The following is a 13,025-nucleotide window of genomic DNA, read 5'->3' as shown; positions in this document are numbered from 1 at the left end:
TTCAATTGGGCCGTTGCGCAATGAGGCTTCGGGCTAGAACCTTTGCCTCTGAGCCAAGCTGGCCAGCAAATCGAGCCTCAAGCTCTTCAAATCGTCGGCCCGGCTCTTTGGCCACAGATGCCACCATTTGATGAAATCCAGAGTTCGAAACTTCGAGCCCGAAGACCTCCCGTGTCAGGACGCCAGCGCTTTCGCCAAATGTCTCCATGCTAGGGCGCTCAACTGCAGCGACTGTCCGGGTGCGACGAAGCATCCAGACGCAGCTCATAGGGACCTCTTGAAGTACAACTGGCGAGTGCGTAGAAATCAGGGCCACGCCGTTTCTAGATACGAGGAGGTCAGAGACAGCTCGTACAAATGCGGCAAGCAGCGGCGGGTGCAAATGTCCTTCCGGCTCGTCAAGTACGACGAGGGTCCTTTCATCGACGAGTTCCACCAAACGGGTGGTAGTCAGCAGGACAATTGAATGCCCCGAGCTGAGCTTTTTGAAAGCATGTGCCACGGTTCCCTGCCATGCGTTTCCTTCAATTTGAAGAAAACGCTCGACCTCAACTTCCGCGAAGAGTGGATCTGCGGAGAGCGTGCGGACGGCATTGAGCCATCGCGTTCTCCGAGGTTCTTCCCGGCACAATGTAAAGCTGTTGACGAAGTCCTGTGCTAGGTCATCCTTCGTTTTAAGAGCATCCCGGAGTTGGCCGTCAACCATCTCGCTTCCTCTCAGGCCGACGAAGCCGGCGCGGAGCTTCAGGTTCGCAGCGTTCGGAGGCGCCTCGAATTCGTCGAAGGCGCTGAACGACACCGAAATCAATCCCGCGAAATCCCACTCATCGTGGTTGGCACCCAGGCGTTCAAGGATGCCGGGCGGCGAAGATTCGCTAGGCCGATCTAGTACAGCGTTGATTAATGTCTGAATACACCGCGTCTTTCCGGCACCGTTACGGCCCACCAGTACGTGTACGTTCGTAGGTGGATGCGAATTGGGTTCAACGTGGAACGTCAGGGTTGGCGGCGCTGGCGGCACAGGTACACCCGCTTCTAATGGCGGTGCCGGCAGCGTGTAGCAAAACTGGAATCGCGTGAGCTCAGCGTTTCCATGTGCAAGCCTGTGCAGACGATTTCTCACGTTGCCCTCCCTGACTGACCGAAGCAGGGATTCCTGCATGACCATCTGGTGGGAATGGAAGTCGAAGATGGTTAGGTTGTATGCACAGTCGCATAGTTTCACAAGGACGTATTCGCAGATGTGTGCGGGAAGGCTGCGTAGTACCGAGTAGTAGTCCTCGTCCTGTCCAAGCGAGAAGAAGAGGGTAGGGTCGAGTTCACTAAACGTAGTTGGCAATGGCGGCACGCGTGTTCCTTGCGGAAGCCCTTGAGCCGCCTGCGCTGGTAGAAGCCCGGCATAACCAATCTTCACTGATCCAATACGGTGCCGTGAACCGTTGTCGTCGTAGATGAACATGGTGTACATGGTCCGGAACTTGAACCAGTCGTCCCAGTAGTCCACGATCAGGTAGACGTGAGATCGAGTTCCGGACGGGATACTTCCGACAGAGTCAATGACTGTGAACATGTGGAGCCTGGGTCGAGCGAAAGAATGGGCACTACATGACTGGTCAGCGACGACCGGCACAGGCGGTCAGATTAACCGCCATTGCTCTGTGCAACTGGTGGCGTCAACAACAGACATTAGCACTTGCAACGTAAGAAAAAAGCTACTGGGTTGCCTTGACCCACGAATCGGGCACTAGGCCCTTGCCACGCCATTCTTCGACGAGATGAACGTTCTTTAGCCCTCCCCACACTTCTTCGTTCGCGTGGTCGAGGACAATGATTTGGAGACGCCCACTAGTCTTCATGATGATGTGGTCGAACAGTGCGAAGACCTTTCTGACCGCAACGACGTCTTCATTCTCCCAAGGCGGGTCGAGCTCCTCCTCTGATTCCGATCTAGCGCGACGAGCAGGAAAGTAGACCTGGCTCGGCTGGTCGTAGATCAGGAGTGCGGGAACCGGGTGCTGAGGCAATCGCAAGAAGTACCCCTGAAGGGCCAGACTAAGGGCAACGTGATAGGCAAGCCAATTTGCCCCGCTGCCAATCTCCCAAAGGAAGTCGTCTCGCGTTTCTCGGATAACTCTTACGGTGAGGTCTTGGATGACAAGTCGAATGGGCGCATCAGGCCACTCACCGTCAAGTTGTGGAATCAACCTTCCAGAGATGTCCTGAATGGTATTGAGTGCGTTCTCCAGCTTTCGCCCAATCTCATGCTCTGACACAAGTTTGGCGAGCCTATTGACCTCTTCCCGCAGCATCAAAACTTCTTGGTTTAACTCCGAGGACGTGTCGGCAGCTTCGTACAGCCTAAGTGCTTCCTGCAGTCGACCCAGGAACCGGGAAACTTCCTCGCCTCGGGTGGTGACTCTCCGTGCTTCATCGGACTGCCCCTCAAGGCTGCGAATCTCCGTCCGTACTGCGGACAGGCCGCTAAGCACGGTATCAACAGCCTGACGCTGACGCTGCGTCTCTTTCCCAAGCGACTCTGCAACTCCTGGGTACGACCGCAGACGCAATTCAATACCTTCAAGTGCTTGGCACAGTTGGTCAACGCGCGCACGGCCTGCCTCACTCGGCTCAAAAACCGCAGCAGGGTGCTCCGACGCAAGGTCTCGAATCCAAGCTGACAAGCCCAAGCGGTCACGCTGAATGCGAAGACCATCACGGTACTCGTCACTGCTTTCGTCGAGACGCCGTAGCTCATGAAGTCGTTGACGCGACTGGTTGAGTTCCATCGTCAGCTTCGACTCGACTGCGCGCAGCTCAGTGAGTCTGCGCATGATGACATCCATCGCCGCCAACGTAGGCGTTGCGGACCGTGTGTCGCTGCTAAGCGCCTTACGCAGCAGGTCGACGGTCGACGGCCAGTCGTCGGGTACCTCGGTGTGGGCCGGCAGAAGCCCATACTCAATCGCGAGACGAGCCCATGCGAATCCCTCTCGCTCCCACGCCGCACCTGTTTCCCGACGGGCCTTCAATTCGCCCTCCTTGCGTCGGAGGAGGCGTGACAGCCGGTCAAGGTCATGCCTTGCCTGAAGCAACTCCGGACTAACCGCGCCCAGCACGTAAGGGAAGATGGTTTTCAGCTTCTCTCGATGCTCAGTCGTGTCTGCCTTGAAAAAGAGAACGTCTGGGTTGGCCACTATGTTCTGTGGCTGAAACAAGAAGGCCATTAAATCGCGGAAGCTCACGCGCGACTTAAACCTCTCATCTGTTCCTGGCTCGAACTGCAGATTCGACAGACCCGAGAGCCTGTCCAGTACAGCCTTCACATAAGCGACGTTCTGGTTCTTTTCCGGGATGGTGGAAGGGACCTCAACGACGGGGCCTTCCAAGAGCAGCATCTCGTGGGAAGCTTTCAGCCCTCCTGGCTCCCGACGGGCGAGCAGCTTCTGCCCCTCAAGCGTGTCAACCAATACGCCAAACCAAGAACATGCCTCCCGAATAACGCCCACCGGGATCGCACACTTTTCAGAGCCGAGGCAGTAATCAATGATGGGGATGACAGAAGATTTCCCCGTTTTTGAGGCGCCGCTGATGACGTTCACCATGTTCGGCTCAAACTCGACGATCCTAGGCTCACCGCCTGCCCGCGGCCACAAAATGACTTTCAACAGTTGGAAGTGCATCAGAACCCTATCTTCAGTGTATGGGCGACCTGTTGGTCAGACAGGCCGGCAAACCAGTACCCGATCTTTTCGCAAGCCGGTGCAATTCGTCGGATTCGCTCAGGGAGCGTCGGAGCCTGCAGTTCGTGATGAGCGCTGAATGCCCGGACGGTTGCGGCACTCGGTTCTATGCGAATCAGCTGCGATTGCTCGGCTACCATGAGCGACGACAGTGTCAGTTGGCGGAGCCCTAAGGCACGGCCATGAACGGCCAGCAAATCCTCGCGATGCTCGCCGAGCTTGCCTGCGAAGAGATGCAAGCCTGAGGCCTTTTGCGTGCCCAGCACAGTGGACAGGGTTGGTGCGTGAAAGACTAGCGGCAAGAGCAAGAACGTAAGAGGTAAGGTCACAGCCTGCCCATCACGCTCCTGGAATCCGAGACAGAACCGCCAGATGGCATAAGCGCCCAGCGCCTCGTTCTGAACTATTGCAGCCTCTCCAAGGCGCACTACATGAGCGCCGTCCGTCACTTCTTGTCCTCCTCATTCAGAAGAGTCTCGTGATCGGGGTGCCAGCCCAGCCTTCGACTGTCAGCCAAGTCGTTGAAGGCGCCATGGGTGAAAAATCCAGGCACAGCACGACTGTCAAGAGGCACATCCATCGCTGCGCAGCGACTGTAGATGATCCGACCTTGAACGGCCTGAGCTTCCTTGGAGTGTGTGTATTGAACCTCTGTCTGCGCCGCGTCATGCTTGCGCAGCAACGAGTCTTCCCAGTCCTTGAATGTGCTGTCGAAGACGAGACCTTGATCTGCCCATTTCACTTTTTCGCCGGACGTGCGCAGGAGGTCACTTGCCGCGCGAAGCTGCTGTGCTTCGGTCGCCTCAATCAACTGTAGTTGTCGCTGGAATACTGGACGGCCTGCCAATAACGCCTTGGCGACATCTGTGGACGGAGCGGAAGTGAAGGCCGGCAGGTAGCCGGCCATGTTGTTCTGCCTGACGAAGGCGTGGAAATTCTTTCGGAACTCCGCGACACTTAGTAAAGCAGGAACCTTTCTGCGAATGCACTTGTCGGCCGCTTCCTTCGCCTGACCAATTGCGGAGGTGCATATCACGTCGAGCGACTCTTCTGGGACCGTGGGCCTAAGCCGCTCACGAAGTGGCTCCAAGGGGTCCACATCGGTGGCAATAATCGAAGTCTTCCCAACGATGGTTAATCGAAGTGCATCGGTCGTATCAAGAAACCTCTGAACGTGCGCTATGCATTCAGGAGGGTTGGCCCGCTTTTTCAGCTTGTCTCTTACCTGTTTGACAAGCGCATCAACGTCCTTCGCGTCTTTCGCTGCGTGCATCGCCGCGCTCAGCTTGCCGGCCTTGGGAGGTGTTACGTAGAGCTGGAAAAAGGCTTTCGCCCCATTTACGCTCTGTGTCTCCACCATGGTCAGCCAATTCTCGACTGTTTTCCAGAGGTCATTTGACCAATCGGAAATTGGGTTGTGCGACAGAGCACTCTTGCATTGCTCCAGCAGCAACGTGTCGTCAGCATAGTGGACAGCAACATCATCCAGGTACTCGAGCGATACGCTTGCGTCGCTCGGACTACTCAGGAGGTAGTAGCAGAATCTGACCTGCTGCAACGAGAACCCAAGATAAGGGCCGGCTGCTGCATGCTTCACCAGCACGGCTGACACCGCGCTCATAAGACCGGCCTGACAAATGACCGCGGCGGCGAGCCTGCAGTACGAATCCCAAACGTCATGTTGCCCCCCCTTGATTGACGCTACCAGCTATCGAACAAGGTGGCGCCATTACATTTAGTTGCGAGGATAGCGTATTAGTCGGCCATCCCATTAGTTGATGAATTCAACGGGTCAAGATTGGAAGATTGAGGGGAGAACGTTATTGGTCGCATCACGCGACCTGAAGTTCTTGGTCCCGTGGCTCCCGTACGCTTAATGGTTGCCGCGCGAGTGGCGATTTCAAACGCCGACACCCATTTTGGGGTTGCAGGCACTTCGCGTCAGGAGCGGTGCAATGGCTAGAGACCAACTTTGAGTGGCCTGCCCTTCTTGCGTTGGTCCTCCAACTCCAAGAGGGCCTTCTCGAACAACGATTGGTCAGACACCAACATTTCAACCTCCCTCAGAAGGTCGGCTGGGCCAACCTCAAGGGCAGTTGCTACCTTCAGCAGGCTCTCGAAACTAAGGTTGGTGCCCCCGCGCTCCAGCTTCTGAATTGCGTTGCGGGTGAGTCCCACATCGTGCGCGAATGCTTCTTGGGACAACGCCCGCTGTTGGCGGCGGCCTCGTACGACAAGTCCAAGCCCAACCTTCCAAACCTCAACAGCATCCATCTCAAGCAATCATGAAATGGTGACAGTCTCATCTGGATGGCCATATCGAATAAACCATCTATTGGTGGCATATCAAAAAATGCACTTTATAATATGCATTCTTGGGGTTTAGCCCTGCTCGATGGCTTCTGCGACCCGTTGGCAGTAGGTTTGCAAGCCCCCAAACACCTGCATTCCTGTGCTAGGCGAAGGAGCAATTTTCTTATGTCTGTATATGCAAACGTCAATAGGGCGATGCCCCTGCAGCAGGCCGCGCTCACAGGAGTGCAACTCGAGTACCTGTTCGCCAGGGCTGCAGGATTTGAAGTGATCGGGACAGAGCACGGGCCCTTTGCCTTGTATGCCGAGGATGAGAACAGCATTGTGATTTTTGGGACGCAACATTCCGCAAGGCTTGGGTCGTTCAACCGGATCGATGCGGAAGTGCCTCTTGACATGGCGCAGCAGTTAGGCGCGACCCTGCGGGTTAGCGGAGGGCGCGCTATATGTGAGATTGGTTCAACGGTTGCGTCTGGTTCGAACTACCTTGAGGCCGTTCTGAGAGCGCTGATCGTTCATCTAACCGAGCAACATCATTGCCAGCCTTCAGCTCGCTAGTGCAGCTGCCTTGACATGAGTCTCAACTCGACGCCGAGATGCCATCGTGGCCGTACTCCACCCGACATTGCGCTTTACCTCGATATTGATGGAGTGTTGCACCATGAAGCCGTGATGTGGCATCACCGGCGCGGTATCTTCATGTCTCCAAGAGAAGCGCCCGGGCGCATTTTGTTTGAGTGGGTTGAATATTTAGAGGTGGCGCTTAAGCCGTTTCCGAGCGTGGCGCTTGTGTTGAGCAGTTCATGGTGCATCAAACCAGGCTACGGTAAAACTCTCAAGTGGTTTCCGGAGGGACTGCGTCAACGCTTTGTTGGGGGGACCTTCCACAAGCGCGTCCACGGCGCCGATCCTTGGGCCATCTCGGCGTTCAAATCAATGACTCGGGGTGAGCAGATCGTTACGGATGTCGAGCGTCGTATGCCAAGGGCTTGGATTGCCCTTGATGACGATACAGACGGATGGCCGCCTGATGCCCAGGAGAACCTTATTGCATGCGATGGCCAGCAAGGAATATCGTGCGAGGCCGTCCGTCGTAAGCTAGACGAGAAGCTGGCAGCCTTGACCGAACAGTTGCGAGGGGCTCATGCTTGTTGAGCAGCGGGGAGTGGCCGCCGTTGACCTCCATCCCGCGCGGGGCTACTCGCCATGCTTTATCTGTCCGGTTGCAGCATGCGACCCATTGCGGTCATCCAAGCTTCGTAGAACCATGTCGGCATTGCAGCGGTAGCTATCCTTCGACGTGATCGATATGAACGTTAGCTAACGGTCCGGAAGCGGACACCGATTAAGCCCTACTTCTGTCTGGGCATAGCAGACAGTCATACCTTTGTTGTCAACAAGTGTGGGATATCACTTATTGGCGTCCAGCACTCGCACAAGTGTGATTGAGATCAGCACCATTGATGTGAACGTTGCGTATTCAGCCAGGAATCTCCGCGACCTTGGGACCGTGCGAGCCAATGGCTGAAAAACTGTAAAACTTCGCTGCATCGCCAAGATGCCGAAACTTTTGGCGAGCCAGTTGAAGCAGCTTTTCGTCGCAGGTGGAAATCACGAACTGTTTGCTGCCTTCCGGTGAATTCTGCAAGCCTGAGATTAGGTCCAGAAGGGCGTAGGTGTTGAGGTCGTCGAAGTGCGTCACCGGGTCGTCCATCATGACGGAGGAGAAGCCCGACCAAGTCTGCGAGCTACAGGCCGTAAGGAACAGCCCGAGCACAAGAGTCTGAACTTGCGACTGGCTGAAATAGTCAGTCGGTCGAAGGCTCTCGTCGTTCTTTTTCACCTGCACCGCAATGGACGACCCCTTGCTTGCAACCTCAATGTCGCCGAAGCCGTAGACCGGCCGGAGCCTCCGCTGGATAACCGCTGTTCGAGGGCCATACTCCTGCGTGAAATGCTCTGTGGCCGCAGCCTGCTGCGTGCCGAGAAGCTTGTTGATACCCTCGAAATACTTCACCCACGGAGCAATCTTCGCAATCTTCGCTTCGTTCTCTTCAGCCATGTTCTTGTGTTCAAGCAACCGATTGCTGATGCTGGCAAAGGCAGCAGACGTAGCCGCAGCATCGAGTGCGATTTCCAATTCGGCCACTCTGGTCGCCAGCACTTCCGCTGCGCCCTGTCTTGCCCCGGTCGATGCAATCACAGCCAGTATTTCCTCGGTAGTTACCTCAGCCGAGAACCCAGCGGCGGTCAGCGACGCAGTCAACGCTTGAACGCGGCCCTCTAGCGCACCGATGTGGCGCGCAGCACTTTGATAGGCAGTTCTAGCAGCCTGCAGCCGCGCGTGAGATGCGGCGAGTTCCGCGCGTCTAGCATCCAAAAGGTTGGTCGCCGCCTGGACGGCCGCGGCGGCATCGGCCTGGCGACGACCTGCTTCCGTGAGGGCCTGTTCGAGCAATGGAAGGTCAGCAGCCATATCGAAGGCTCCTCGACGTTGGTCGCTGACCAGCGCATCCAAATTCTGCTGGCTCGCGGCAAGATGTCCTGAGAGGGCATCCACCAATGCAGCTGCCGAACGCTCAGCGTCTGCACGAGTCTGGACCCTGTCTTCTGCGTCCTTCTTCGCTTGCCGGGCGACCTCTAGCTGAGCGCTGACCTGTTCACGGGCGCCGTTCGCTTGAGCCAGCAATACGTCAAGCTGAGCAGATAAATCATCTGAAAAATTCAATCCAACCGTCGCTAGGGCCGCATCGAAGGCAGCCCGCTCGCGCAGTAGAGCCGCGCGCACGCTGGCGGCGTGCGTCTTCTCGCGGTCAATCTGCTGCAGATCCTCCTCAATGCGCCGTTGCGATTCCTCGAGCCTTTCCAGTTTGGTCGACTCTTGCGTCCATTGCTCTGAAACCTGAAGGAGCGCCTCGTTCTGGCCGAGACGACGTTCGATAGCACGCAACAACTCTTCCTGCGTGCCGTGGTCATGCCCACAAAACAGACAAGTTCCATCGGACACGTGCGACCGAAGCGACGCTACCTGCTCCTGAATTTCTGAAGCGTTCTTACGTGCGGCGGAAAATTCACGCCGGGCTCTCTCAACAACAAGGTTCTGGTCGGCGACAGCTTGCCGCACTCTGCCCAGTTTCTCGTTCAGTTCAAGGGTGACGACAGCTAAGCGATCTTCGGTTTCCTGGGCTTCTGTTGCCAGCGTCGGAAGCGTTTGGCCGCGTTCGACTTGATCCCGCACCGTCTGGACCTTGGCAACGCGTTCAGCAGCCGAGCGATAATGGGCATCGACCTGAATTAATGAGTTGCTCGCACCAGCCACGAAGGCTGCTGCGTCAGACTGAAGCGTGCGATGCGTCTGGCGCGCGAGCGCCGCTTCATCTAACTTCTCTTTCAAAGCAGCTAACTCGGCCGATAGGCGCACAAACTGAGGATGAGCTTCGACTGTCCAAGCGGCGGCATCACGGGTCGCCTTTTCTTCTGCCTCCGTAGCCCGCAAGCGCGCAAGGCTGCTCTCTGAGTCCTGACTCTGAAACTCATGTTCTCTAAAGGCGGCCTCGGCAGCGGACAAAGCTGCGACATAGTCTGAAAGCGGCGCGGACTGCGTCGCCAGCTCAGCTTGTACGCTTCTCAGTTCTGCCAATGACTCTAGGCATTTTTCCAATGTTGGCTTGCCGGACGCTGCCTCTGCGCGCTTGCCTTGAAGAAACGCGCGAAGACTGCGCATGTCCCGCCCCGCCCCCATCTCAGCCAGGCTGAACCCTGCGTCCTCGATGTCCTGCTCCAGAGCTCGCGCGCGAGCGTCAAGAGTCTCCGAAGAACCACCAGCACTCTGAAGACCTTGGAGCCTGTCCAATTCGGCTTGGTCGGCGGCAGCTTTCTCCCGGGCACCCCGAAGCTGCATTTCGGCGGCATCCACATGTTTTTTCGCAAGGTCCAGAACTTCCTTGGACTTATTCAGACCTATAACGTAGTCATCGAACGCAAGCATCCGGGAGACGATGTCCGCTGGTAGCTGACAAGTCTCGGCAATTTCTTCCGTCAACACTTGCCTATCTTGACTGAACAGGTGAGTGGCGCGAAAAAGGTTGACCAAGTTTTCGACGCGGTCGTTGGCAGAGAGCTCGCCGCCCGTCAGTAGGGCCAGAATGTCTTTGCGCTCCTTGGGCTGACCGTCAAGCGTGGCCTTGTTCGGCTCCGCAAGGTCGCGAACAATCTTGTGCGTCTTCCCATCGCGCTCAAAGGTTAGCGAGACGGTCGTAGGTTCGTCGCCGCAGTCTAGGTTTTTTGCGGCTTTTGTGAACGCTGGTACACCTTTGGGAAAACGATGCACGCCCCCAGTCACCACGAAGTCGACAGCATCAAAAAATGAGGTCTTGCCGAAACCGTTCGGACCGTAGAGCACGGTGACTGCAGAGCCCAGAGGGAACTCTTTCGGGGCTCGGTAAGCGCGGAAGTTCTGGATTGTTATAGAGCGAAGAACGGACTGGCTCCGCGGCTCTTCCTGGACTGCCTGAACGGCATCGACCGAACCGGTGGTCAGCACCGAGGGCGGACCGTGTTTCTCATCTAGGCACGCCTGAAAGAGAGTCTGTGCCCCCGTGCCGGGCACTACCAAACGACTTGCTATCTCAGCTTTTACATTCCGGCTGCGCAGCAACGCCTGTGCCGAAGGTGGGCGGATGGACGCGCCCTGAATGCGCTCCAGGGGGAGGAAGGGCAGACGAGTCAGGCTGCCAGCGATGTCTGGATGCAGCTGGACAACGAACTTGCGGCAGAAGTAGACGTCGACTTCAATCTTCGAGCAGAACTCTTCAGTTGCCGGCATTCCACTTGGCACGCAGTAGATAAAGGACACGTCCTTTGTTGCCCAGGACGCGCCTTGCGCCATGAAATGCTTCTTGAACGCCGTGTACAGCAGCGTGTAGTCAGCTTCACCGCCAAACGCAAACGCCTCGAGAGCGTGCGCACGCTGCATCAAGACGAGTGGAGGGCGGTCTATGACGAGTTGCACTTCGCTCAGGTCCGCGTTGTTTATCGCATCGCCTAATGCCGCTTTTAAAGCGGCCGGTAAGGCAATGAGCTCAGCCGATAGCGTCATGGAGTGCCTTTTCTAGCTCTGTGCCTTCTGCGGCGGACAGATATGCTTCGATGAAAGTGCGGTAGCCAACCTGGATGACCGCGCTGCCCGGGTCGGTGAACTTATAGCTCTCGGACTCCGCTTTCCCCTTGTTCAAGATGCTTCCCAGAACCGGGTCCCAGGCAAGGTTGTCAGCGTCCCTCGAAACCACGACGAGCGTTCCGCGGCGCTGTGTGGCACGCTCCTTGATATGACCTGCGCACGCCTCGTGGGTCTCGCCGCGTATCGCAATCGCCTCGAAGGTACGGTCACCCTTGGTGACGGAAGCTTGCGAGCCTTGACCGTGAAACTGGCAGACGTACTTGGCTGCCCCAAGAATTGAGAACGTGTGGATTACATGCTCGACCGCCGACGACTCTTTGTCAGTCCAGGTATCCGGGCTAGATGGCTGCATGCCTGCAGCCGACGCCACGACCAAGTCCGTGAGTGCCGACGCAGGCATTGGTCGAAGAGAAGACACAACTTGGTTGTGAGCGGTCGAACAGATGTTTGCTAGGCTGGCCTGTGCGTAGCGGACCGCCAAGGATTTGCCGGGGTCATCCAAGTCATCGTTCATCCACTTGACGACTGCCTGCACAGCTGCAGCAGGGGCTCGAGGGTCTGCCGGCGGTCCGAAAGAGTGGACCGTTGCCTCGTGGACGGCGATGTCTTTTCCTGCGTTGCCTGTCACCAGCGAGCGCGGGTTGACGACGAGGAAGGAGTGTACGCAGGCGCCGCGCTCGCGGAAGACTGCATCGCGGAAGTTGTCAAGGGTATGGCCTCCTCGATAGCTCCCACCGCCATTGTTGTATGTGGGCATGCAGGCCGGCTTTGAGAACTTCGAGGTGTTGATGACGGCGGAGCACCCGTACTCTGATGTCTTGCCCGGGGCCTTCGCTCCCGCGACATTTGCCATCACAAGGCACGTGTCGTCACGGGAAACATTGAGGAAGGTCGTTCCATCGTAAAAGTTTGGAATCTCCCCCATGAAGGAACCGTGGGACGGCTGGGGATTGAATTGGGCCACGAACAACCACGTCAGGGGATAGGTCGCTTGAATGGCTGCTGCGGTGTCATTGATGCCCTGGAGTAGCCATGCCCATACACGCTGGGCTTCGGTGGTGCCAATCCAGTCGAAGCAAAGAAGGGTCGCGAAGCGGAACGGCAGGTTCGTACCCGCATAGGTGCCCTTGAAAACATAGATTGAGCGCCCTCGGAACATCGCTTGGTCGTCGCGGTTGAGCTCAACCCAGGCTGGAACCAACTTCGGTTGGACCCAGCAGTGAACCTGGCCATCTACGGCTTTAACCCAGGTCATGCTGCTGTTGACCCACTGACCAACGGGAACGGAGTTAGGCCCGTTTACCTCTGCATCATGGTTCGTATTGGGCTGTGCCAGCAATGCAGCGTACTGGTCCTTCGTCAGACCTTCGACTCCGCCAATGACGATAGTCCCTGCCGGCCAGTCGTCCTGCTGCATCGCGGCTCGGATGCGCGCGACGCCTTCGATTCCCGGTATCGACAGTTCCGGAAAAACGGTGAAGTGCGTCTTTTCGGCGCGATGGGCTTTGCTGAGGGAAACAGCGAGCGTCGTGTCCACACACTCGAGCGCACGTGCTCGCTGAGCCGGCAGCCACGTGAACGGCTCATTCCCCGTTAACTCGACGTAGGGCTGTGCGACGACCATGCCGACGCCGTAGAGGGGAAGTTGTACCCCGAACTGCCCAAGGTCTACTTCGCGGACTGGAACCATTCCTCTCTCCTGCTCATTTTTTCTTACAATTCTGGCACGTTTTGTAATAGGCGTCGGCTAACACGAGGCGCCGCTGTAACCTTGCAAATCGGCTGGCCCAGCG

The 13,025-nt window shown here is 57.0% G+C and carries 9 protein-coding genes; 2 read left to right on the top strand and 7 right to left on the bottom strand.

All coding sequences use genetic code 11. The annotated features are described in order from the left end of the window. Position 1 precedes the first annotated feature (1 nt). The 5 genes from AC1RCS_RS19675 to AC1RCS_RS19655 form a co-directional block, all read right to left on the bottom strand. Positions 2-1,459 (bottom strand): AAA family ATPase, encoded by a 1,458-nt coding sequence (locus tag AC1RCS_RS19675; RefSeq protein WP_492245572.1) that lies wholly within the window; start codon positions 1,457-1,459, stop codon positions 2-4. A gap of 253 nt (positions 1,460-1,712) precedes the next feature. Next, positions 1,713-3,680, bottom strand: coding sequence for a DUF3732 domain-containing protein (locus AC1RCS_RS19670; protein WP_492245573.1), 1,968 nt, complete (start codon positions 3,678-3,680; stop codon positions 1,713-1,715). Beyond that, the gene (locus AC1RCS_RS19665; RefSeq protein ID WP_492245574.1) at positions 3,680-4,189 is read right to left on the bottom strand and encodes a three component ABC system middle component; all 510 of its coding nucleotides are present in this window, start codon (positions 4,187-4,189) and stop codon (positions 3,680-3,682) included. Before AC1RCS_RS19665 ends, AC1RCS_RS19670 begins: the two co-directional genes overlap by 1 nt. Further along, positions 4,186-5,361 (bottom strand): ABC-three component system protein, encoded by a 1,176-nt coding sequence (locus AC1RCS_RS19660; protein ID WP_492245575.1) that lies wholly within the window; start codon positions 5,359-5,361, stop codon positions 4,186-4,188. The genes AC1RCS_RS19665 and AC1RCS_RS19660 overlap by 4 nt, the downstream gene beginning before the upstream one ends. 338 nt (positions 5,362-5,699) lie before the next feature. Beyond that, the gene (locus AC1RCS_RS19655; protein WP_372588199.1) at positions 5,700-6,014 is read right to left on the bottom strand and encodes a helix-turn-helix domain-containing protein; all 315 of its coding nucleotides are present in this window, start codon (positions 6,012-6,014) and stop codon (positions 5,700-5,702) included. Positions 6,015-6,050: 36 nt separating this feature from the next. Here AC1RCS_RS19655 and AC1RCS_RS19650 point away from each other — a divergent pair, with 36 nt between their 5' ends. Then, entirely contained in the window at positions 6,051-6,611 is a 561-nt protein-coding gene (locus AC1RCS_RS19650) for a hypothetical protein (RefSeq protein WP_492245576.1), read from the top strand. Between the two features lie 15 nt (positions 6,612-6,626). After that, on the top strand, positions 6,627-7,208 hold the full coding sequence (locus AC1RCS_RS19645; RefSeq protein ID WP_492245577.1) for an HAD domain-containing protein: 582 nt from the start codon (positions 6,627-6,629) through the stop codon (positions 7,206-7,208). A gap of 325 nt (positions 7,209-7,533) precedes the next feature. Here the strand turns inward: AC1RCS_RS19645 and AC1RCS_RS19640 are convergent, their stop codons facing one another. Both AC1RCS_RS19640 and AC1RCS_RS19635 read right to left on the bottom strand, forming a co-directional pair. Further along, a complete protein-coding gene (locus tag AC1RCS_RS19640; RefSeq protein ID WP_492245578.1) occupies positions 7,534-11,151 on the bottom strand; it encodes an AAA family ATPase in 3,618 nt (1,205 codons plus the stop codon). Then, on the bottom strand, positions 11,135-12,922 hold the full coding sequence (locus AC1RCS_RS19635) for a hypothetical protein (RefSeq protein WP_492245579.1): 1,788 nt from the start codon (positions 12,920-12,922) through the stop codon (positions 11,135-11,137). The genes AC1RCS_RS19640 and AC1RCS_RS19635 overlap by 17 nt, the downstream gene beginning before the upstream one ends. Between the last annotated feature and the right edge of the window lie 103 nt (positions 12,923-13,025).

It is taken from the genome of Acidovorax sp. GW823-FHT01C06, assembly GCF_058798375.1.
Note: the sequence above shows the minus strand (reverse complement) of the source record. Positions and strands in the feature narration are given on the sequence as shown.